Source organism: Glaciimonas sp. GNP009, assembly GCF_054343755.1.
Genome location: NZ_JBTGUV010000004.1, coordinates 3,555,781 through 3,579,637, shown reverse-complemented (window position 1 = coordinate 3,579,637; position 23,857 = coordinate 3,555,781). Strand labels below are relative to the sequence as shown.

Here is a 23,857-nt window from a genome sequence, read left to right as displayed (position 1 = left end):
CTTTTCTATGTGGCGCGGTAGACGACATTGGAACCTCGCGGATCACTTGGCTTCCGCGGTATTCCATGCTTTAGCCTGTAAGGCTTTAGCACGATCATCATACTTGGCATCGATAAGTTTCATCTCATCGTCGGTCACATCTTTAAATTCTTCTTTAATCAATTGACGGGCACGGTCAGTAGGCAGAGCCAAAATCGCGCCAAATTCGTCATACGCAAGACCAGTGAAGCCAGCCAGAGTCTTGATACCTGCCAAGCCCAACTTACCAGCAACAACACGGTCCATGCCATCAAAATTGGCCAGCGCATCTTCCATGCCTTCCAGGCCTTCTTCCGAGGCAATCGCTTCGGTCACCAATGCATCGCGCGCACGGTTACGCAATTCATTGACAGTTTCTTCGTCAAACGATTCGATTTCCAGCATTTCGGTAATCGGCACATAAGCGATTTCTTCAAGGCTGGCAAAACCCTCTTCCACCAGAATGTCAGCAACTTCCTGATCGACATCAAGCTTTTCCATGAAGAGCGCACGGACTGCTGCGGTTTCAACAGCCGACTTATCCGCTGACTCTTCAGCAGTCATAATGTTAATCTGCCAACCAGTCAACTCTGCTGCCAGCCGCACATTCTGACCACCGCGACCAATTGCGATAGCGAGATTTTCTGCGTCAACAACAACGTCCATCGCGTGTTTTTCTTCATCTACCACGATCGACGAGACGTTAGCCGGAGCCAGTGCGCCAATGACGAATTGCGCAGGATCTTCAGACCACAACACAATATCGACACGCTCGCCACCGAGTTCACCAGTGACGGCTTGTACGCGTGAACCACGCATACCAACACAGGTACCGATTGGATCAATCCGGCTATCGCTTGTATAAACAGCAATCTTGGCGCGAACGCCGGGATCGCGTGCAGCCGACTTAACTTCGAGAGAACCTTGCTCGATCTCAGGCACTTCAAGTTCGAACAATTTTTTAATGAAATCCGGCGCGGTACGTGAAAGAATCACTTGCGGGCCGCGTGCATTGCGATCAATCCGCAAAATGAAAGCACGGACACGATCACCGATACGCAGGTTTTCCTTAGGAATTGTCTGATCACGTGGCAGACGCGCTTCAATCTTGCCCGATTCAACAATTGCATCGCCACGCTCCATGCGCTTGATGGTGCCAGTGACTAAAGAATCTCCGCGCTCCAGAAAGTCGGCAAGAATTTGCTCACGCTCGGCGTCACGTATGCGCTGCAAAACAACTTGCTTGGTATCCTGTGCGAAACGACGGCCAAAATCAACCGATTCAATCGGCTCTTCAATATGGTCATCGACTTCTACGTCTTCGATTTGCTCTTTTGCTTCGAACAGCAAAATTTCCTGATCGGGCAATTGCAAACCTGCTTCATCCGGCACGACGTGCCAACGACGGAATGACTCAAATTCACCGGTTTCGCGATCAATCGACACACGAATATCCACGTCACCTTCGTAACGCTTTTTAGTCGCCTGACCAAGTGCATGCTCGAGCGCGCCGAACACCACGTCTCGGTCGACGTTTTTTTCATGCGCGAGCGCATCGACCAACAATAAAATTTCGCGACTCATGCTTTGCGACTCCTAAAATTCACCTGCGGCACCAAGCGTGCCTTGTCGACATCAGCGAGCGTAAAATCCAGCACCGCTGACGACCCATCGTTTGCTTCAAATTCGAGTTTTAGATTATCGCCATCCGGTATCTGCAAAATACCTTGAAATGTCTTCCGATGTGCAGCGCCGGGCATCGGCAAACACAACTTGATGATCACTTCTTTGCCAGCGAAACGGAGATAGTCGGAATATTTTTTTAACGGACGATCCAAGCCTGGCGAAGACACTTCAAGCCGCTCGTAGACAATATTTTCAACTGTCAACACGTGCAGCAATTGATGCGTTACTTTTTCACAGTCTTCGACCGTGATCGCACCTTGCTCGGCGTTTTCGGGCGTAATGTCGATGAACACGCGCAGTAAACCACCTGCGGCCTTTTCAAGCTCTACCAACTCGTAGTCCATGCCTACAACGGTTTTTTCAATCAGTTCCAGCAACTGCAAGGCGACTCTCCATTAAATAGCTACGCATACCATCAAATTAAACCCATGCACAAATGTTTAGCAAAAAAAAATGGGCATCAGCCCATCTTCTTATTTCTTGTTATTTGATGCAGCCTTTCGCGCTAATATGCGAAAAGACTTTTGTTAACCTATAAATTATAAGCGATTAGCACGGTTCCCGCAATGTGGAAACCGTCTTTTGTTGCTAACCCATATTTTTACATCGTTTCAACCGTTGTCAAATCGAAACTTTCAACGATTCGGATTTTGGTCTGACTTTCTCACTTGCACTTAACGAAAAACATCCCACCAGGCGCTCATCGCACGCTAGCGGGATAAGTGCTTACCGCGGACGGCGACGCGGCGAACCGGGTACACCTTGATAATCCGCACCCGGCGTTCTGCCACCAGGAGGACGGGCAGGACGTGAGTTGTTGTTGCGTCTCTGTCCTGCGTCTGGAAAACCTAATGCCGTTTGCATTGGATCCGGCTGGCGACTACGCTGACCTTGCGGAGGACGTCCACCTTGGCCAGAGCCTTGTCCACTCTGACCGCCCTGACCTTGATTTGGACCACGACCCTGATTTTGGCGCGGTTGTCCGTAACCTTGACCTTGACTTGGGGCGCGGTTAAATCCTGGGCCTTGGCCTGGATTAGTCGGATAGCTGCTACTGGCACGGTTCCCGTTTGGCTCACGATCACGCTCTCTTGCGTCGTCGCGCCCCTTATTGCCAGCGCCCGGTGCGGCTATTTTTTCCAAGCCGTTAGCGGCCATCATCGCTCGCACAGCATTTTCGTCCAGCTCTTCCCATCGACCGCGTTTTAAACCACGCGGCAATGTCATCGCGCCGTAACGGGTACGAATCAGGCGGGAAACAGTTAAACCAATTGCTTCGAACATCCGACGTACTTCGCGGTTACGGCCTTCGCCGATCGTCACGCGATACCATTTGTTGATTCCTTCGCCGCCGCCATCAGCAATCTTCGAAAACTGCGCTGTACCGTCGTCGAGCTGAACGCCTGCCAGTAATTTCTGGCGCATACCTTGCTCTAACTCACCAAGCGTACGTACTGCGTACTCCCGGTCAATGTTGTAGCGTGGATGCATCAATTTATTGGCTAAATCGCCGGAAGTCGTGAATAGCAATAATCCTTCAGTATTGAAATCGAGTCGACCAACAGCCAGCCATTTGGCGGCCTTCATGTTGGGCAAGCGATCAAATACCGATGGGCGCCCGTCTGGATCGTTATGACTGACGATTTCACCGGATGGCTTGTGATAGACCAAAACCCGGGGTGGACGTTTTGAAACTTTACGTTGTAACAACTTACCATTAATACGTACTTGATCAGTTGGCAAGATACGCTGCCCGATATGGGCAGGTTCGCCGTTGACCGAAACGCGGCCAGCGATAATCAACTCTTCCATATCGCGACGCGAACCCAAACCTACGTCAGCCAGAACTTTGTGAAGCTTCGGCGCATCGTCTTCAGCAGTGAGATCACGACGCACATTTTTTTGAGGGGCATTGCGACCAGCACGTTCACCGGCCTCATCTTCGGTCACCAAATCATCGAAATCTTCCGATGTAACAAACGAAAACACTTCATCCGCATCAGCGACACGCGGAGCGCCTTGCGGCCCTTTTTGACCTGGACGACCCGGCTGATTGTGTGGCTTCTTAGCTTGCTGGCGATCACGTGAGTTTGTACTATTGAGGCTATTACCGTTACGGCCGTCGCGACCAGGCGTGCGGCCTTCGTTGCGACCACCGGCACGCGGATTGCGGTCTGAATTACGTTCACCACGTGGCGAATTCGTAGCGTTCGCGGGCAGTTCACGATTTCCGTTTGGCTCGGAAGCCTCTGAAAACTCAGAGCCTTCAGGCGCTGGTGTCGGCTTTGAGTAAGGTACCGCAGGCGTTTGAGCAGCCAGTTCTTGTGCACGTGCGGCACGATTACTACGCAGAGCACGCGGTCCACGCACACCACGTCGGGGTGGCTTGTCAGTAGGATTAACATCCAGTGGTGAAGCAACTGGTACAAACGCCGCAGACGCACTTACAGTCACACTATTTATCGATGGCGTTGAGGCTATTGCCTCAATGATGAACGCCGGCTTCTGTGGAGTTGGCTTGCGCGGTCGTTTTGCGACCGTAAAGGTTTCTGGAGCGACTTCAATGACGAGTTCTTTTGGCGCCGGCTTCTTGCGAGGTGCGCGCTTAACTAGAGCCACTTCAGGAGCAACTTCAACTACGTTTTTTGCCACAGGAGGCTGTGCGGGAGGTTTAGCAATCACTGGTTTAACAACGACTGCCTCGGCAACAGTGCTCTTTGCCACAACCGGCTTGGTTGGCGCTTTTGCTGGCTCTACAGCAGCTACAACGGCAGCTACAACGGCAGCTTTAACGGCGGCTTTAACGGCAATCGGCTTGGCAACTTTGGTTTTCGCAGCAACTGGCTTTGGCGATATAGGCGCAGCAACCGCAGCAACCGTCTTTGCCGCTGCAGTTTTTCTGGCAACTGGCTTGGCAGCGACTGGCTCGGCAACCGCGGCCACAACCTTTGCCTTCGGGCTCGCTGCTTTCGCAGCGGAAGTTTTCTTGATGGCCGGTTTCGCGGCTGTTGATTTAGCGGTTACCTCCACCGTCGATGGTGCCTCAATGGGCGCCACTTTGCGCGCTCTCGGCTTTTTAGCCGGCTTCGACTCGGGGGTGGTAGCGGTAGCGTCGTTCATCGGCGCATCATTGGAACTAGGTGGATTCATTATTTAGATCGTCGTTGTACGGACCGGGCTTGACATCATCAGCTGACTCAGGCGTTGGGTCGTTGGTAAAAACTTCATTAGGTGCAACTGATAATTCAGCCGGCTGTATATGTGCGAGTTCATCTGAGATAACTTCCGTAACGCCCGCTTCTGCCGCATGTTTAGGAGTTGCTTCTTGTATTTCTATGACTGCCGCAATGTGGTTGCCAGACGCCTCGATCGGATCAATCAGTGCTATTGAGATGCTGTTCTGCTCAATATCGTTCACTAGATCATGCGAAAAGTTGTCTTGGTCGCCCTTAACTTCCGCAGATTCGACCACGCTCCCAGGCGCGCTGTTAATAACTGATTCAACGGTTTCAGCACGCACCGGTGCATCGCGGTTTGCTGCCAGATTTGCTTCAAGATCCGCTTCTAATGCCTGCAGTTCCAGCAAAGTGCCTTCCTGCATATCATTTTTAGCGACTTGTTGCAAAGGCGGCAATTGATCCAGGGATGTCAGCCCCAGATCATCCAAAAACTGTTTAGTCGTGGCAAATAAGCCGGGGCGGCCCGGTACATCACGGTAACCGATTGGCTCAATCCAACCACGCTCTTCGAGCATTTTCACAGTCTGAGAATTTACCGTCACTCCGCGAATCTCTTCAATATCGCCACGCGTCACTGGCTGACGATAGGCAATAATAGCTAGGGTTTCAAGGGCAGCACGTGAGTATTTGGGTGGCTTCTCCGGATTCATACGCTCCAGATAAATCTTCATCTCTGGTCGGCTTTGAAAACGCCAACCGGTTGACAGTGAAACTACTTCAATACCTTTATCAGACCAATCTGTGCGCAGTTCTTCCAGCATCAATTTGATCGTGTTTGCATCGACTTCACCGTCAACGTCGTCATGCACCACATAGAGCTTCTTCAAGTCATTAATTGACAAGGGCTCATGGGCACAGAGTAGCGCTGTCTCGAGGACTTTCTTGGCCTCAACAATATCCATGTACGACGTGTATTCGTTAAATTTGTTAATAAATGTGCAGAATGTAGGCTCAAAGACGGCAATGTGCCGTCTGCGTCCTGATCAAATCGAAACTCGTTGATACTGCCGTCCGGCGCCCGTTAGAGGAGGTACAGAATTGGGCGGGACTAGAAACTTGATGGTGAGGCGAGATCATCGCTTGCCTTGCATCAGTCTACTCTTTTCTTTCGGGTAGTCGGCAATTTTAAAACCTGCGGGACTATTTTTCCAAAAGATATTGCGCAGAGTTTAACACAAGCTTTTGTAAGAGGGTTGTTGAATTGCAGATGTTATTGGTTATTAGCATTGGTGACCACCCGCCTGAGCTAACATAGCAGGCAGAGAAAGCGGAATTGATATCGATGAAAGGCCTGATTCAATACCATGTACGCCCAAATATCAGGCATACATGGTCAATTCAATCAACTACCACGATAAGTTGAGTAGGACCACGGCGACACCACCAACGGTACGTGATAATTCTCATCAGGATTCGCAATCCCGAATGCCAACGTGACACGATCAACAAAGCGTGGAGTCGGCACAGTCACTCCTTGGGCGGCAAAGTAATCACCTGCTGAAAAAATTAACTCATATTGTCCAACTTGCATTTCTTCACCCTGCAACAACGGCACATCGCAGCGGCCATCGGTATTCGTGACGACATTTTTCAACAGTGTTTTATCATTATCGTTTACGAAATACAACGCAATGCTGACTCCTGCGCCGGGCTTTCCCTGTGTAATGTCCAAAACATGCGTGCTCAACTTCCCCATTATTTTTCCTTAGGTCGACGACGAAATATAAATTCAGATTAAATGATATACCGCAGGATGAAGGTCAATATACTATCCCGCATATATTAATCATGACATCAGGCCACATAATTCAAAATATTGTCTTCCATCGCTAACGAGCAATGGGACCGCCGTGCAACAATTGACGGGCGCGTGCAATAGAAGTGTAAAAAAAATTCGTCCAGGTTATTACAGGCCACCTAATAAAAGATATTTACAAAAAAACGCTATGAGTATGCCTAATAATTATCCTCGTGATCTGACCGGCTATGGTCGCACTCCCCCACACCCGCAATGGCCCGGTCAAGCCCGCGTCGCTTTGCAATTTGTTCTCAACTATGAAGAGGGCAGCGAAAATTGCGTACTGGACGGCGACGCAGGATCGGAAACGTTCCTCTCGGAAATCATTGGCGCACAAAGCTTTCCGGCGCGCCATATGAGCATGGAGTCTCTCTATGAATACGGTTCGCGCGCTGGATTATGGCGTTTGCTACGGTTATTTGAGGAGCGTAAGTTACCACTGACAATTTTTGGTGTCGCGCGTGCGCTACAGCGCAATCTGGAAGCAACCGCGGCTTTTCAAGAACTTGGCCATGAAATAGCCTGTCACGGCCTACGCTGGATCAGCTATCAAAATATGGATGAAGTCACTGAACGTGCCCATATAGCCGAAGCAGTCACCATCATCAAACAGTTGACCGGCGAAGCACCGCTGGGATGGTATACCGGACGCGACTCACCCAATACCCGTAGATTGGTCATAGAACATGGCGGTTTTAGCTATGACTCAGACAACTATGGCGATGATCTGCCCTTTTGGGAGCAAGTTACCATCGGCGGCCATGCTGGCGAAGCGACGACAAAACCTCAGCTCATCATTCCTTATACGTTGGATACCAACGACATGCGTTTTGCTGCCGCTCAAGGTTTTAATTCCGGAACGCAATTTTTTGACTATCTGAAGGACGCGTTCGACGTTCTCTATAGAGAAGGCGATCCTGAAGGATTAAACCAGCCCAAAATGCTATCAATCGGTTTACATTGCCGCATGGTTGGGCGCCCGGCTCGGGCTGCAGCGCTGGCACGTTTTTTAGATTATGTGCAATCCCACGACAAGGTCTGGATCACACGCCGCATTGACATCGCCAATCACTGGCGCGCTACACACCCCTTCTGAAGGCCACTTTTACAGGGCATTTAAATAGCCGAGCCCTTTCGCTCGTGGTCAGAAATATCCGCCATCGCTTCTGATCGCAGAATTTTTAGATAGCAACAAAGTAAAAAATCGTTATCGCACAGCGTTGTAAAACGCCATGCGGTAACGATTTTCTTGCTGGGTAGCTACACAAACGCCCCAATTTTCTCCACCACGGCATTACGTACCGATCCGGTGACCACAAACGACTGCGCCATCAGAATATCGTCATGGAACCAGCGGTCACCGTCCAGGCAGGCCGGAATCTGGCGGCGGATTTCCTCGTAGGCGGCTTGCGTGCCTTGGCCCAATACAAAGTCTGGAAGCAACGTTTCGGTCATCGTCAGGGCTTGTGCGGCTAACAACATTTCAACGCCGATAATATATTGCGTGTTTGCCACGACTGTGGCGGCCTTGCGGGCACACCAGGTTGAATTGGAAACGTGGTCTTCGCTGTTGCCTTTGGCCGGAATACTATCAACGCTGCCGGGCATGCACAAGGTGCGGTTTTCCATCACCAACGAACTCAACGAGCATTGCACCACCGGATAGCCGGTATTAACGCCACGCACGCCGCTCATCAGATTGCGCGGCAAGCCCCATGACAAGGTCGGATCGATCAGGCGGGCGACGCGACGTTCGCAAATACTACCCAAATCCGTCATCACCATCGCCATCAAATCCATCGCCTGCGCCAGATATTGGCCATGGAAATTGCCGCCGGAAATGATTTCAAAGCCGCCACCTTCTTTGCCGAATATCAAGGGATTATCGGTGGCCGAATTGATTTCCTTGTCGACGATGTTATCGATGTAATCGAGCGCATCGAACACCGGTCCGTACACTTGCGGTGCACAACGCAGTGAGTAGACATCCTGAATCCGCGCCGTGTACGGAATGTCAGTGCGGCGGGATTCTTCGGGAAACTGTACGGCGCGGGCTTCATGCGTGGTGCGGGTTGAACCTTTGAGTAATTTGCGCACGACCGCTGCCGTTTTGATTTGACCGGCATGGGGACGTGCCTGCTGAATACGTGGATCAAAGGCGGCCATTTCGGCCCGCATTGCTTCCAATGTCAGGCCTAATGACAGGCAGGCATCGGTTAAGAGATGACGGGCATCGTGGGCCACCAATACGGCAACAGCCAGCGAAGCGGTGCAACCATTAATGAGCGCCGACGCATCCTTGGCTTGCAAATCAAATTTGACCGGCGCGATACCCGCTGCGGTAATGGCTTGCGGTGCGCGCATGCGCTGGCCCTGATACATGACTTCGGCTTCATCGAAACCGGCAATGGCCGCCGCCAGATACGATAGCGGTGCCAGATCGCCGGACGCGCCGACCGATCCTTTTTGCGGCATGATCGGGTGAATACCGGCGTTCAGAAAAGCCAGCAGACGATCCACCACTTCAACCCGCGGGGCCGAATAATTACTCGCAAAAGCATTGGCGCGTAGCAACATCGTGGCGCGGCTGACTTCTTCCGAGAACGGTTCGCCGATCCCGGCGCAATGGGCCTTGATCAACTGGGTCTGAAACAAGGCGATATGTTCCACCTTGATACGGGTGTCTTTGAGCAAACCGACGCCGGTGTTGAAGCTATACATCATGGGCGCATCATCGTGCATCCAGGTCGCCTCGATAAAATCGCGGCTTTCTTTTAATGCCGTGCGGGAAGACTGCGCCAGCGTCACAGGCAGATGCGGCGCACGCGCCACGCTGACGACTTGCGCCGCGGTGAGGGTGAAACCGTCGATGGTGAGAGTGGTGGTGTTCGCCATAGTAAGCTTTCTAAAATGTGTTTTATCTGGGCAAAAGATCAACCACAACGGCGCGCAGCAGACAGCAGGAAGCCAGCAACGTCACAGTCGCTATGCTTCTTATTTACATCGCTGTTGAAGGTAATCTGGTGAAAAGCGCCATGAGATTTTCAGGCGCTGCTGAGCAGTTAATTTGTCGTTACGTGTGGCTTGTCAGCGCTCAACAGATGAACGCTGACAAGCCAACGATCAATTATTTCGCACCAGCTTGATACCACGCACCGATCAATGCACGCTCGGCATCGGTGATATTGGTCATATTTCCAAGTGGCATAGCTCTCAACTGTACTGCTTGCTGAAAGATTTTGTCAGCATGTTGACGAATCAAATCAGGCGTTTGCAGCATGACACCGGCAGGTGCCGTAGCGAAACCGGGCTGCGTTGGCTGTGCTGCATGACACTCAACACAACGCTGAGTAATGATCGCTTGCACGTGCGCCATATCTGCCACTGGTACATCGACCGCTGCGGTTGCCGTTGTGGAACCGGTAACGGCTTGCGCCACGGGAGCCTGGATCGGACGTGGTGCAATCGCGATCGCCACCACGACGAGGATTGCCACACCTGCTGCTGGATAACCCCAGGAAACACGACCAGCATGACGCAGGTTAAAAAAGTGACGAATCAACGCGCCAGCGGCAATAATTGCTGCCAACACCAACCAGTTATACGAATGACTGTAGGTCATTGCATAGTGATTGCTGATCATGATGAACAGCACTGGCAACGTGAAATAGTTATTGTGAACGCTACGTTGTTTGGCTTTTTTCCCGTAAATAGGATCCGGTGATTTACCGAGGCGCATGGCTTCCACCAATTTACGCTGGCCCGGAATAATGACCATCAATACGTTACCGACCATCATCGTACCGATCATGGCACCAATGTGGATATAAGCAGCACGACCGCTTAATAAATGACTCAACACATATGCCGCAGCGACGATGAACAGATACATAACAAGACCGAGCAACCCGTCGCGCTTACCAATTGGCGAGCGGCACAACAAATCATACACGGTCCAGCCAATCACCAGCGTGCCGAGGCCAACGCCAATTGCCTGCCATGAACTTAAATCGGCAACGTCTTTGTTGATCATCATCGCCGAGGCGTTGAAATAATAAACGATGAAAAGCATCGCAAAGCCGCTCAACCAGGTGGCGTAGGCTTCCCATTTAAACCAGTGCAGTTCTTCCGGCAACTCTGCCGGTGCGACCAGATATTTTTGAGGATTATAGAAGCCGCCGCCATGGACCGCCCACAATTCGCCAGAGACGCCTTTATTGGCCAGATCAGAACCTGGCTTTGGCGGACGGATTGAGTTGTCCAGCCAAACAAAGTAAAAGGACGCACCAATCCAGGCAATCCCGACAATCAGGTGAAGCCAGCGCACCAGCAGATTGAGCCATTCCACGCCATACGACACTAACATTGAATCCATGTCTTCCTCACGATTACACTCGTCCGCCACCGCGGGCACTGCAGACGAGAGAGGGCCACCCCCTCAAAACTAAGTCGCGAACTTAATAGTTAAAGCTCCGCTACGACCGCTGTGACTTTCGTCTTCTTTTTGTCTACGTTTTTTGCCTACGATTTTGCCTACGACTTGCATTCACTTTATGCGTACCGTCATGCCTTACATCGAGTATGCATCGACGCTTTTTATCTTATTACAACTGTATTTTGCATGGCATTTTGCACTATAGGCTGACGAAGTCACATTCTTTTGCCCTACGCAGTTTTGACCCTCAGTGCTGCAAGCTTGCAACACTGAAATTTAAAACAACTCGCATTTAAGAAAGATAAACGTGTTTGGCTTTAAAAATATTGAAATTGAAGTATATTTGACATATGACTATTCATATATAAAAATCGAATAAAAGTTATTTATCCTTAGATTTATACACAATAAGAGACATTAAGAGACTTATAAAATCATTGCCCGCAACGAAGCGTCGCTTCCTCTGACTCAATACTACGAGAGTGTTAACAGCGAGCGCTAACAGCAAACGAGGATGACCAGCACCGTCGGTCCGACAAAGTGCGGATGGCGACGCTAACTTACGGGCCACAATTCACGAAGAGACAAACCATTATGTCCAAGCTGCCAGACCATCTTGATATCCATTTGATCCGCATACTGTATCTTTTACTCTGTGAAAAGAACGTATCCCGCGTAGCACTCAAGTTAAATCAGCCACAACCCTCAATATCGGCATCATTACGTAAATTGCGCGAATTGACCGGCGATCCTCTTTTGGTGCGTGGCGCACGCGGTATGGTGCCGACCCAGCATGGCGAAAGTCTGTTGAAGCCAGCTAAACGGATACTGGATGAGACCGAACGTCTGTTCGTCCATAAGACGGCCTTTGTGCCGCAAGCCGAAGCCCGCACTTTTCATATTGCAGCGCCAGATTATATGAACACACCATTTTTTTTAGAAATCGTGGCAAGAATGCGACGCGAATCACCTAAAAGTCGCATCGTAATTCATGCGCTGGGACCTGAAACGGATTACGTACGCCAACTTTCCGATGGTGACCTCGATCTCGTCATTGCGAATTGGGACGAACCACCGCAGCATTTGCATTTATCGAAATTGTTTGATGACCCAATCGTCTGTCTGATGCGTGCCGATAGTGCGTATGCCAAGCGCACGGCACCGGATGCCATGACGGTGGAAGATTATTTGAGCTTGCCACACCTTGCTCCATGGCAAGTTCTTCCCGGCTATCACGGGATTATTGACTCCTTCCTTGATCGCCAAAATATGCGCCGTAACGTGGTGGTGGAATCAGCCTATTTTGGTATGCTTCCCTATATGGCAGCGCAAACCGATCTGGTACTCACTACCGGACGACAGTTTGCGCAGTTTTATGAAAAAACACTCGCGCTAAAAAGTTTTACGCTGCCGATCAAATTCCCACCAATGCGGTTTTATCAGCTGTGGCATGAACGCGTACATCAGGCAACGGAGCATAAATGGTTGCGCGAACAGGTCAGCCAGGTTGTCAAATCTATGATTGTTAAATAACATCCGTTATATGCATAGGCTGAAATCAACTATCAATTGATGCATATATACCTATCGATGGTTTTCTATAGTATCGGACATCACACACGACATACCGCACGCGGCGTTAAGAGAACGGTCAAAAACCCTTTCTTAACCTCGCTGGCATGAATTGTGCAAGACAAAATAATATCTAAAAATCCCAGACTCTGGAGACGCACAATGAACACCGCCACCGCCACAACAGCCACAACAACCGATCCCGTCGATGAAAAACTACCGATAGGCAAACTCGCCGCACTGGGCATGCAGCACGTCCTGGTCATGTACGCGGGCGCAATCGCCGTTCCATTGATCGTTGGAGGCGCGCTCCATCTGGCTAAAAGTGATATCGCCTTTCTGATTAGTGCCGATCTCTTCTGTTGCGGATTGGTGACACTTATCCAAAGCCTTGGCTTCTGGAACTTCGGTATCAAAATGCCCGTGATGATGGGCGTCACCTTTGCGGCAGTCGGGCCTATGGTTGCGATGGCTGGTAATCCAGAACTCAGCATCGTACATATTTACGGGGCCGTGATTGTTGCCGGTATTTTCTGCATGTTGGCCGCACCTTATATGAGCCGCCTGATGCGATTCTTCCCACCAGTAGTCACCGGAACCGTGATTACCGTGATCGGTATTTCGTTGATGGGTATCGGCATCAACTGGGCTGCTGGCGGCCAACCTGTCATCGGGAAACTGGTCGACGGCGTATTCATCAAGATACCGAATCCGGATTACGGCTCGCCAACCAGCCTTGGCATAGCATTGATCGTCTTAATATCGATTCTGCTGATTACCAAATACGTTAAAGGATTTATTGCCAATATCTCAGTGTTGGTCGGCATGATCATTGGCTTCATCATCGCTTTAGCAATGGGTAAAATTAGCTTCTACGGTCTCGGCGACGCTGATTGGTTTGCGCTCATTCGACCATTTCACTACGGCTGGCCCAAGTTTGACCTTGGCTCGATTATCAGTCTGTGTCTGGTCATGATCGTGACCATGATTGAATCGACCGGAATGTTTATTGCCTTAGGTGAAATCGTCGGTAAGAAAATCGATGACAAAACGCTTGCAAGAGGTCTGCGGGTCGACGGCCTTGGATCCATCATAGGCGGTGTCTTTAATACTTTTCCTTACACCTCTTTCTCGCAAAATATCGGCTTGGTCGGCGTCACGGGTGTACGGAGCCGGTATGTCTGCGCCACCGCTGGCGTGATTTTGATGGCATTTGGTTTATTTCCAAAAATGGCAAATGTTGCCGCTTCGATTCCGCAATTCGTATTGGGAGGCGCTGGTTTGGTGATGTTTGGTATGGTGGCTGCAACCGGTATCAAAATACTCGCCAAAGTTGATTTTGTTGGTAATCGGAATAATCTTTTCATCGTCGCAGTCAGTATCGGCGCCGGGATGATTCCCATTGTAGCTCCGAGTTTTTTCGACAAAATGCCCGCGTTCCTATCAACTATTTTACATAGCGGCATTCTCTTGGCGTCAGCGATGGCGGTATTACTCAATTTGTTCTTTAATGGCAAAGGCGATGCCCATCACGCACGCGAATATGCCGTTGCCGCGGCGCAAAGTTCTGATCATTAATGCCGTTGTACTTCGGCGGCATTGGGCTGCAATGAGTTGCCACTGAGTTGCTAATGAGTTGCCATTGAATATAGGCATGTAAAGGGCATTGAAGCCCAGGCGGGTCCCACCCGTTACTGAAATCATCTTTAAGGAGTACGCGGGTGGGACCCGCTGATACAGCAAATGACCACTTTGGAACAACTCAACGGCTGCGAAGCCACTACCTTCGTCTCGGCACTACAAGGCATCTACGAGCACTCGTCCTGGATACCTGAACGCGCGGCCCTCAATCGTCCTTTTTTAAATATTACTGCACTCAAATTAGCGCTTGAAGCGACCGTACGAGATGCGACCAGCGACGAGCAACTCGGCTTAATCCGCGCCCATCCCGAGTTGGCGGGGAAAGCCGCCATCTCGGGGCAACTAACGGCCGAGTCCACCGGCGAACAAGCCAAAGCGGGACTGAACAATTGCAGTCCGGAAGAATTTACCACGCTGCAAAATTTGAATGCGGCTTACAACGCTAGATTTACTTTCCCGTTCATCCTCGCAGTGAAAGGTGCAGACGGTCAGGGTTTATCACGCGAAGCAATCATCGCTGCTTTTAGCCGGCGTCTCAAAAATCAAATTGCTGACGAAAAAGCAGAGGCCCTGCGTCAGATCGGTCGTATCGCCGAAATGCGCATCAACGCGTTGCTCGACTACACCCCACAACTCGGCGAAACGATCATGCGTTGGGCGCAAATCATCGGCGCGTGGAGCGACGACGATACCGGCCTTACTTGCGCTTACATGACCGATGCCCATCGCCGCACCGCCGCGCAACTCGCCGCATGGATGCGCGAGGCTGGCATGGTCGCCGATATCGATGCAGTCGGTAATGTGGTTGGCCGTTATTTATCAGATAATCCGCATGCTAAGACACTCATTACCGGCTCCCATTACGACACCGTCCGCAATGGTGGCAAATACGATGGCCGTGAAGGTATCCTGCTACCAATCGCCATTAGTAAACTTTTGCATGAACGCGGCGAGAAGTTACCGTTCCATTTGGAAGTGATCGGTTTTTCAGAAGAAGAAGGCGTGCGTTTCAAAAGCACTTTCCTTGGCAGTAACGCAGTCATCGGTCAGTTCGACCTAGACTTATTGGATAATATTGACCGTGATGGCATCAGCATGCGTGACGCCTTAAAAAGCGCTGGCCATGACGCTAAGACCATTCCATCGCTGGCACGCAATCCGAATGACTTGCTAGGCTATGTCGAAGTCCATATCGAACAAGGACCGGTGTTGCTGCAGCGCGATCTGCCAGTTGGCATTGTGACGTCCATTGCGGGCAGTTGCCGCTATATGGTGCAGCTAAAAGGCGTGGCCAGTCACTCCGGCACCACACCGATGACTATGCGTAAAGATGCTGCCACCGCTGCCGCTGAGATATTGCTGTATGTCGAGCAACGCTGTGCACAAGATCAACAAGCGTCACTAGTCGGCACTGTCGGCCAACTACAAGTACCAAACGGCTCTACCAACGTGATTCCCGGTGCCTGCGTATTCTCGTTAGATATCCGCGCTGCCGATGACACAATCCGCGATGCGGCGGTGAATGATGTATTGCAATTTATTGACACCGTCTGCCAACGTCGTACCATCGAAAGCACCGTCGAAAAGATGGTCTCCGCGCCAGCTGTACCATGCGCGCCGTGGTTGATGGAGCAACTGACCGCGGCCACTGAACGCGCTGGCGTCCGTCCATTTAAACTTGCGTCCGGTGCTGGTCACGATGCGATGGCGGTTGCCAAGGTAACCGATGTCGCAATGTTATTTACGCGTTGCGGTAATGGTGGTATCAGCCACAATCCATTGGAGACAATGACCGCCGACGATGCTGAAGTATCCGCGCAAATCTTACTGGATTTCCTGCGCAACTTTACACCAAAGTACTGAACCAGAGCTGGTGATTCGTTAGGACTGCTTTGATGCGTCCGGAAAGCCGCACCTACTCCCGTGGTACTGATGAAAAACTTTTTGATATAAACACGATGACCAACACCTTACTAATAAAAAATGCCCGCGTACTAGTTACCATGGATGACCAGCGTCGCGAAATCAGCGACGGTGCCGTTTTCATTCGTGACAATGTTATCGAGCAAGTCGGCAATAGCGTCGATCTGCCACAAACTGCCGATGACGTCATCGATGCGACCGATCACGTCGTCATCCCCGGTCTGGTGAATACGCATCACCACATGTATCAAAGTCTGACGAGGGTGATTCCAGCGGCGCAGAATGGCGAACTGTTTAACTGGCTCACCAATCTCTATCCAATATGGGCCAATCTGACGCCGGAAATGATACAGGTTTCAACCCTGACGGCGATGGCAGAATTGATCCTGTCCGGCTGCACCACCAGCAGCGATCATTTGTATATTTATCCCAATGGATGCCGGTTGGATGACAGCATCGAAGCCGCCGGTCAAATCGGTATGCGTTTTCATGCAGCGCGGGGTTCGATGAGCGTCGGTCAATCCAAAGGTGGACTGCCACCCGACTGCGTGGTAGAAGACGAACAAGCCATCCTGAAGGATACGCAGCGCCTGATCGAGACGTATCACGATCATGAGCGCCATGCGATGCAGCGTATCGTGGTAGCGCCCTGCTCACCCTTTTCAGTATCACGCGACCTGATGCGCGAGTCGGCGATTTTGGCCCGTCATTATGGTGTCTCATTGCACACCCATCTGGCAGAAAATGTCAACGATATCGCTTATAGTCGTGAAAAATTTAATATGACGCCAGCACAATATGCAGAAGATTGCGGCTGGGTCGGGCACGATGTCTGGCACGCCCACTGCGTGCAGCTCGACGACGACGGTATTTATATGTTTGCGCGCACCGGCACTGGCATTGCGCACTGTCCCTGTTCAAACATGCGCCTTGCATCTGGTATCGCGCCTGTTCGCAAAATGATTGATGCCGGTGTTTCAGTTGGGCTTGGCGTCGATGGCTCTGCGTCTAATGACGGTGCTCACATGCTGGGTGAGACTCGACAAGCCATGCTATTACAACGGGTAGGTTTTGGCCCAGACGCCATGACTGCGCGACAGGCATTGGAAATTGCCACCATTGGCGGTGCCAAAGTATTGAATCGCGACGACATCGGCGCGCTGAAACCGGGCATGTCAGCCGACCTCGTTATGTTTGATCTGAACCAGGTTGGCTACGCTGGCGCGTGGCACGACCCGGTTGCTGCACTGGTATTCTGCACGCCTTCAAATGTTGCTTACAGCGTCATCAATGGTCGCGTTGTCGTGCGTAACGGTCAGTTGACGACGGTAAATTTGAGGAATGTGCTGGCGCGGCATAACAAGCTGGCCCAGAGTCTGGCCGAAGCTGCACGCTAAATGAGATCTTATAAATGAAGATGGCGCTCGAAAAACGAACGCCATCGTTGCACTCACTTCTTACTGCATGCTTTACCTTAATTTCACCTAACAATTTGGCCTGTTGCGGTATACCTTTCGATGCCTAAATAAAGAAGTACATTTCAGTCATTATCAAGGCAATCCATATAAAACTCGAACGCTGCTGCTTCCGGTGTCATCTGTCTAAAACGATGAAACAATAGCTCTGCCGCTTCCTTGGTCGTCTTGTCGTCCGCCTGCCCTGTCACATTTCGTTGCGATGCGATAACCTCCTCCATCGACTTCCCCTGATCCCGCGCCGCCGCAATCGCCTGCGCTCTCGCGCCCACGCTCCGACAAACGACCTCTTTGGTTTCAGTGCCCGTCGCACTGCCGCAGATAGTCATAACAAGAAACAAAAAAAGGCAACAGCGCCCTAATGTGGGCGCCGCTGCCTTGGTTCGATAAGAATGTTTCAATGAAACCTTCACTGCTTCTTAACAACGATTTCGATACCACTAAAATACGCTGCCAGTTGATCAATTTCCGCATCCGAAAGGTTCTTCGCCATCAGCGACATCACTTCATGTATGCGCGCACCGGAGCGATAATCCTTGAGAGCCTTGACCAGATACATCTCGTTTTGGCCCGCAAGATTTGGCGCATCCGGCACTTTAGAAATACCGTCGCTACCATGACATGCGAAACATTGCCCTGCTTTCGCCGGGACAGCGTGAACATCGGCTGCCAGCACTGGCGCGCTGGCAAATCCAACGGCCAGCGCGGCAATACCTAACCGCATACGCAAAAACAATTTATTGCGCGGCATAAGAAACGCGATAGATGGCACCGGCATAATCATCCGAGACCAACAAAGAACCATCCGGTAGTGTAGCGATATCGACCGGACGCCCCAGGTATTCATGATTAGGCGTCAACCAACCATCAGCAAACACTTCAGTCTTAGCAGCATTACCATCAGCCTTCAGCGACGTAAACATCACACGTGCACCGACCGGCGTAGTGCGGTTCCATGAGCCATGTTGCGCGCTAAAAATCCCACCCTGATATTTTGCTGGGAACATCTTGCCAGAATAAAAATTCATGCCAAGATCTGCAGCATGCGCGGCCATTTCAATCTGTGGGAATACCACGTCTTTAGGTATGGTGTCGTTTTTGTATTCAACCGTACGGACGTTGCCGCCGCCGTACCAAGGGAAACCAAAGTTTTGTCCGATTTTGGTGGCACGATTGAGTTCGCCCGGCGGGATATCATCACCCATGCCATCAACCTGATTATCGGTAAACCAAAGCGTCTTGTCTTTTGGATTGAAATCCATACCGACCGAATTGCGTACGCCATGCGCATAGACTTCACGATTTTTACCATCGCGGTCCATACGGATGATGCCCATCATGCCGATCTTGTTATACAGCGCAATTTTTTCCTTGGCAGGAACGTTGAAAGGATTGCCCAGCGTGATGTAGAGCTTGTTATCCGGTCCAATGCGGCAAGTACGCGCACCGTGATTGTAGCTTTCTTCATCAACCGGAATCAGCTGGCCTTGCGGGACAACCTGGCCTGCAGCGACGTCTGGGCCTTCATAGAAAAATTCGGCCGCAGGATAACTCATCACGCGGTTTTGCTCGACGACATACAACACACCGTCCGGGGAGAAACAGACGCCGTTAGGCACTTTTTGATTGACGGATGGAGCGAAGACTGTGACCTCATCAGCAACACGGGTTTTGGTGCGATCAGTGACAGCCCATATGCGCGTCTTGCGCGTACCGACAAACACAATCCCGGTCGATGGACCTACTGCCATGTGGCGTGCGTCCGGAACAATCGCGTACAGCTCAATCTTAAAGCCGGGCGGCAGTTTGACACTTTTCAGGTTGGATCTGATCGCATCGGCTTTAGTACCAGTTTGCGCCACGGACTCCAGTTTCAGTGAGGCACCCGTAGTCTGCGCATTTTCAAGCCTTGTTACAGCATCTTCAGTGGCTGCGGATGCGGCTAGCGGATAAGCAATTACGAGCGTCATTAAGGTTAACACTGTCAGATTTTTCAATTGCATCATTTCTCAATCTCCCTGTTTATATGTATTTTTTGTTTTTGATTATTTGTTGCAACAACGCTGGCCGTACCTGATTACTCTCTTTTTACATCTGGTAAATATTGTGTGGTGAGACCACTTTACATTTTTCTATCATGCAAAACGACTGACTGCGACCGTCCTGCTCACGGAGGCATTAACGCCATAAACGAAAGACTTTTTTTACATCTAAACAGCTCACAAATGCAAGATTGCTGATTTTGTCTGGGTTCGCTCTTTACCGTATCATTTGCAGCACGACTGCGTCCGGTTGACGCACTTTGCGGCCCGCCTTCGGTTGATCCTCTAGAGGCGCATCCACCACATCGCGCCTACCCAACAACAGCGATTCCTTATCCTGCTGCAACGCAACACTGGACAGATAGCGCATACAACTAACCCGCAGAAAAGCACAAAAATTACCGATTTTTCCTTGCTGCTGGATAACTTCCGAATATAACTGACTAATCAATTGATTAGTCGTCATATCGTCTTTGCGTGCAATTCGCGCCAAAATATCCCAACAAAGATTTTCTAGTCGGACGCTCGTAACAACACCATGGATACGGATTGATCGGGTCCGTAGTTCATACTGAATAGGATCGGCCTTCAAATAGATTTCGCACATGCTTCGTCTCCTTCTTTTTTGTAGTCTTACCATTCCATACTACCCGGAATGTTGTTTAGTTGGTAGCACGCCTCCTAATGTAACGTTTTTAGGTAATTTATGATTGCCTGACGCTTTTCTGGATCATCCTGTTTGTACATCATGAGCGTATCCGGCACCACGTTTTGCGGATCTTCCAGCCATTTATTCAAAAGCGTCTCAGTCCATGGCTTGCCGTCGAGCACCTTTCTAAACGCCGCAGAATACGCCATACCGGGTGCTGCTCCGGCTGGCCTTCCCACAACGCCGTAAAGGTTGGGACCTTGACGATTTGGACTACCCTCCGCGGCGGAATGGCAGGTTGCACATTGCGACTTGAATAGTTGCTCTCCGGACAGCGTCTCGGCAGCAACGCCGCGCCCGCTTAAGAGACACACCAGTGTCGTGGCAGATAAAACCAGGCTTAGTGTGCGACATTGCATTACAGCTCCTTCCTCGACATTGATTGCGCGATGAAATCTGCCTGACGGATCGCCAATGCAACGATCGTCAGAGTCGGATTTTCCGATGCACCGCTCGTGAATTGACTACCATCCGAAACAAACAGGTTCTTTATATCATGCGTCTGGCCCCATTTGTTGACGACGCCATCTTTCGCTTTGGCGCTCATCCGGTTAGTACCAAGGTTATGTGTTGACGGATACGGTGGCGTCAAGACGGTGCGTTTTGCACCGATCGACGTGTATAGCGCGGCACCTTGCTGAAAGGCGTGTTTGCGCATCGCCAGATCATTTTCATGGTCGCTGAATTGCACGTTTGGAATAGGTAATCCAAATTGGTCTTTTTCAGTCGCATGGAGCGTGACGCCATTAGATTCTTGCGCCAAATCCTCACCAATCACCCACATTCCCGCCATGTTGTCGTATGACTCCATGGCCGAAGAAAAGTCACGTCCCCAAGCGCCGGGATCAAGAAATGCCGCCATGAACGGCACGCCAAGAGACAACGTTTCCATTTCATAACCCCCAACAAAACCGCGTTTGGTGTCATGCCGTGACTCATCGCGCACAATCCCCGCCATAGTAGTACCGCGGAACATATGCACCGGCTTATCGAATACGGCGTACACAGAACCAGTCATGTGGCGCATATAATTTTGTCCGACCTGACGCGATGAATTCGCCAGACCATTCGGGAACATTGAAGAGGCCGAATTGAGCAGAAGACGCGGTGATTCGATTGAATTGCCAGCGACACACACAACGCGTGCTTTCTGAAAACTGCGATTGCCCTTTGAATCGCTATACAGGACACCGGTTACCAGGCCCGCAGCGTTATGCTCAATCTTCAATACCTGCGCATCAGAACGCACTTCAAGATGACCGGTACGTTCACCCTTCGGAATTTCAGTGTATAGCGTCGACCATTTCGCGCCAGACTTACAACCCTGAAAACAAAATCCGATCTGTTGGCATGAGCCACGACCGTCCCGTGGCTGGGAATTGATTGCCATATTACCGCTATGGAATTCTTTATATCCCATTTTTTTGGCACCGGCTGCCAATACTTTATAGTTATTATTACCCGGCAGACGCGGGATACCATTCGTACCTGTTACACCCATTTTGAACTCGGCACGTTCATAATACGGCGTCAGATCCTTCAGGGTAATTGGCCAGTCAAGTATATTCGCTCCCTTGATATCGCCATACACAGTCCGCGTTTTGAATTCATGCTCCTGAAAGCGCAACGATGCCCCAGCCCAGTGTACGGTAGACCCACCGACCGCCTTGACGATCCATGTCGGCAAGTTCGGAAAATCCTTGGCAACGCGCCAAGTACCGGAAGTTGTACGCTTGTCGAGCCACGAAATTTTGTTGAACATCGGCCATTCATCATTTTCGAAGTCGCTGATTTCATGCCGTTTACCGGCCTCCAATATCACCACGTTGATGCCTTTTTGGGCCAGTTCATTACCAAGCGTACCGCCACCGGCACCAGAACCAACGATCACTACCAATTCTTCATTCAGATTAAATTTTGCAGCCACGACAGTCTCCTCATTATTTTTCTAAGAGTGTATTTTTTGTGCAGCAACGAGTCTTCGACTTTTTATGACTGGCTTTAAGTCAATTCCATCCAGTTCTGATCATTGAAACCGCGACTGATGTAACCACCGAGCTCAGCCGAAGGTCCCTGATAACCTAACTTTCCCCAGACCGCAGGTTGGTTGTAAAGGCTTACCACCAGATCACCACGAATCTTCAGGAAGAAAGGCGTAGTCTGCATTGCCGTCAAAATCACCACCCGGGATTTTTCATCCGGTATCTGTGCATAGGGTTTGCCAAATTGTTTCTTTGCGGCCTCATCTGCGGCGGCAACGCCATTGATCAGCAGCATACGAAGGTTTGGATCAGCCTTAACCTGGTCGCCGTAGATAGCGACGGCTTTGGTATACAGGCCATCGTCGAAACCATCATGCGGAAAGATATCGCGCGCTATTTTGGTCAACGTAACAAAGGTATCGTTGCCCAGCATTTCCTCTGCCGCAGCCTGATTGGATACAAATAAGCTTGGAATGCCGCCAGCGACACCGGCAATGGAACCGGCAGAGGCGATCTTGAGGAATTTCCGACGTTTCGGTTGTTCAGGTAATTGCATTTTGTCTCCTATAATTATTTTGGGAAAGACGCTTTCAAGCAAGTAAATAACAATGCCAACAATGCGGGAGAAAATTAGTGATAGTGACCCCACTTCTCCAAAACTTCGATCTTGTAACCATCCGGATCGACCACAAAGAAAAACCGCGCCAGCAGCGCCTCATCTTGCTTGAATTCTTTAATTGCCGCAGGCGCATGGCCCAATGCGGTTAATTTTGCGTGCATCGACGCAAGGTCGTCCGTCACAAACGCATAATGCCCGTAGCCATCCCCGTGGGTATAAGGTTCCGTGCGGTCATGATTGTGCGTTAGCTCAATCTCAAAATCATTTTCCGGACTACGCAGATAGACCAACGTGAAATCGGGGAAATCAAGCTGATGCGATACCGCGAATCCAAAACCTTCGCGATAGAAATTCTTGGAGCGTTCGGGATCGAGAACCCGAATCATCGTATGGATAATTTTTGGCATCTGCGGACCAGTATTTTATTGTAATAAAACCTTATTATTCCCCTCCGCGCCGCTGCCGTGGTAACACTACAATACTACTTTTAATGCTGCCAAACGATGTATCGCTAAGCCTATTGCGAAATTAATCGTCCCCGTTCAATCACTCCCGAACACAATATGGACATGTTGCGCTGCCGCAAAATTTGCGGTCCACGAAATCATTCAAGCCACCCTCCAACGTTTAACAATTACTTTTTTTAAAGCGCGATTCAAATCGTCGCTGCATTTATTTTTCAAATTGGCCTTCACTTTAAGAATGTTCCTACATCTTT

The 23,857-nt window shown here is 50.5% G+C and carries 20 protein-coding genes; 5 read left to right on the top strand and 15 right to left on the bottom strand.

Translation table 11 applies throughout. The features are described from left to right. Window positions 1-42: 42 nt before the first annotated feature. From nusA to uraH, 5 genes are all read right to left on the bottom strand, one after another. Window positions 43-1,602, bottom strand: coding sequence for a transcription termination factor NusA (gene nusA / locus ACXX82_RS16565; RefSeq protein WP_322236686.1), 1,560 nt, complete (start codon window positions 1,600-1,602; stop codon window positions 43-45). Continuing rightward, window positions 1,599-2,087, bottom strand: coding sequence for a ribosome maturation factor RimP (gene rimP / locus ACXX82_RS16560; protein ID WP_322236684.1), 489 nt, complete (start codon window positions 2,085-2,087; stop codon window positions 1,599-1,601). The genes nusA and rimP overlap by 4 nt, the downstream gene beginning before the upstream one ends. Before the next feature lie 343 nt (window positions 2,088-2,430). Further along, window positions 2,431-4,197, bottom strand: coding sequence for a 23S rRNA pseudouridine(2605) synthase RluB (gene rluB / locus ACXX82_RS16555; protein WP_458564010.1), 1,767 nt, complete (start codon window positions 4,195-4,197; stop codon window positions 2,431-2,433). A gap of 643 nt (window positions 4,198-4,840) precedes the next feature. After that, entirely contained in the window at window positions 4,841-5,845 is a 1,005-nt protein-coding gene (scpB, locus tag ACXX82_RS16550; RefSeq protein WP_458563279.1) for an SMC-Scp complex subunit ScpB, read from the bottom strand. Window positions 5,846-6,285: 440 nt separating this feature from the next. Continuing rightward, the gene (gene uraH / locus ACXX82_RS16545; RefSeq protein ID WP_322236678.1) at window positions 6,286-6,639 is read right to left on the bottom strand and encodes a hydroxyisourate hydrolase; all 354 of its coding nucleotides are present in this window, start codon (window positions 6,637-6,639) and stop codon (window positions 6,286-6,288) included. Between the two features lie 250 nt (window positions 6,640-6,889). Between uraH and puuE the strand changes: the two genes are divergently transcribed. Next, complete coding sequence (gene puuE / locus ACXX82_RS16540; protein ID WP_458563278.1) at window positions 6,890-7,837, top strand: allantoinase PuuE; 948 nt, start codon at window positions 6,890-6,892, stop codon at window positions 7,835-7,837. A 164-nt stretch (window positions 7,838-8,001) separates the two neighbouring features. On the opposite strand, the gene ACXX82_RS16535 is transcribed toward puuE, so the two are convergent. After that, window positions 8,002-9,636, bottom strand: coding sequence for an HAL/PAL/TAL family ammonia-lyase (locus ACXX82_RS16535; protein ID WP_458563277.1), 1,635 nt, complete (start codon window positions 9,634-9,636; stop codon window positions 8,002-8,004). 232 nt (window positions 9,637-9,868) lie between these two features. Next, window positions 9,869-11,116, bottom strand: a complete 1,248-nt coding sequence (locus ACXX82_RS16530; RefSeq protein WP_458563276.1) for a urate hydroxylase PuuD — start codon at window positions 11,114-11,116, stop codon at window positions 9,869-9,871. A 654-nt stretch (window positions 11,117-11,770) separates the two neighbouring features. On the opposite strand from ACXX82_RS16530, the gene ACXX82_RS16525 reads away from it, so the two are divergent. The 4 genes from ACXX82_RS16525 (at window position 11,771) to ACXX82_RS16510 (ending at window position 17,709) form a co-directional block, all read left to right on the top strand. Next, window positions 11,771-12,709 (top strand): LysR substrate-binding domain-containing protein, encoded by a 939-nt coding sequence (locus tag ACXX82_RS16525; RefSeq protein ID WP_458563275.1) that lies wholly within the window; start codon window positions 11,771-11,773, stop codon window positions 12,707-12,709. A 201-nt stretch (window positions 12,710-12,910) separates the two neighbouring features. Next, window positions 12,911-14,326: a nucleobase:cation symporter-2 family protein gene (locus ACXX82_RS16520; RefSeq protein ID WP_458563274.1), complete on the top strand. Its 1,416-nt coding sequence runs from the start codon at window positions 12,911-12,913 to the stop codon at window positions 14,324-14,326. A gap of 165 nt (window positions 14,327-14,491) precedes the next feature. After that, window positions 14,492-16,252 (top strand): allantoate amidohydrolase, encoded by a 1,761-nt coding sequence (locus ACXX82_RS16515; RefSeq protein ID WP_458563273.1) that lies wholly within the window; start codon window positions 14,492-14,494, stop codon window positions 16,250-16,252. Window positions 16,253-16,347: 95 nt separating this feature from the next. Continuing rightward, the gene (locus ACXX82_RS16510) at window positions 16,348-17,709 is read left to right on the top strand and encodes an 8-oxoguanine deaminase (RefSeq protein WP_458564009.1); all 1,362 of its coding nucleotides are present in this window, start codon (window positions 16,348-16,350) and stop codon (window positions 17,707-17,709) included. A 143-nt stretch (window positions 17,710-17,852) separates the two neighbouring features. Here ACXX82_RS16510 and ACXX82_RS16505 read toward each other — a convergent pair whose 3' ends face one another. The 8 genes from ACXX82_RS16505 to ACXX82_RS16470 form a co-directional block, all read right to left on the bottom strand. Beyond that, the gene (locus tag ACXX82_RS16505; RefSeq protein ID WP_322236664.1) at window positions 17,853-18,116 is read right to left on the bottom strand and encodes a hypothetical protein; all 264 of its coding nucleotides are present in this window, start codon (window positions 18,114-18,116) and stop codon (window positions 17,853-17,855) included. An 80-nt stretch (window positions 18,117-18,196) separates the two neighbouring features. Then, window positions 18,197-18,538, bottom strand: a complete 342-nt coding sequence (locus ACXX82_RS16500) for a c-type cytochrome (RefSeq protein WP_322236662.1) — start codon at window positions 18,536-18,538, stop codon at window positions 18,197-18,199. Further along, window positions 18,525-19,790 (bottom strand): PQQ-dependent sugar dehydrogenase, encoded by a 1,266-nt coding sequence (locus ACXX82_RS16495; RefSeq protein WP_416186867.1) that lies wholly within the window; start codon window positions 19,788-19,790, stop codon window positions 18,525-18,527. Before ACXX82_RS16495 ends, ACXX82_RS16500 begins: the two co-directional genes overlap by 14 nt. Window positions 19,791-20,046: 256 nt before the next feature. Beyond that, entirely contained in the window at window positions 20,047-20,436 is a 390-nt protein-coding gene (locus ACXX82_RS16490) for a ribbon-helix-helix domain-containing protein (RefSeq protein WP_322236660.1), read from the bottom strand. Between the two features lie 74 nt (window positions 20,437-20,510). Next, on the bottom strand, window positions 20,511-20,897 hold the full coding sequence (locus tag ACXX82_RS16485; protein WP_322236658.1) for a c-type cytochrome: 387 nt from the start codon (window positions 20,895-20,897) through the stop codon (window positions 20,511-20,513). Then, window positions 20,897-22,465: a GMC family oxidoreductase gene (locus tag ACXX82_RS16480; RefSeq protein ID WP_323507590.1), complete on the bottom strand. Its 1,569-nt coding sequence runs from the start codon at window positions 22,463-22,465 to the stop codon at window positions 20,897-20,899. The genes ACXX82_RS16485 and ACXX82_RS16480 overlap by 1 nt, the downstream gene beginning before the upstream one ends. 74 nt (window positions 22,466-22,539) lie before the next feature. Beyond that, on the bottom strand, window positions 22,540-23,076 hold the full coding sequence (locus ACXX82_RS16475; protein ID WP_322236654.1) for a gluconate 2-dehydrogenase subunit 3 family protein: 537 nt from the start codon (window positions 23,074-23,076) through the stop codon (window positions 22,540-22,542). Window positions 23,077-23,150: 74 nt separating this feature from the next. Beyond that, on the bottom strand, window positions 23,151-23,546 hold the full coding sequence (locus ACXX82_RS16470; protein WP_323507589.1) for a VOC family protein: 396 nt from the start codon (window positions 23,544-23,546) through the stop codon (window positions 23,151-23,153). Window positions 23,547-23,857: the final 311 nt, after the last annotated feature.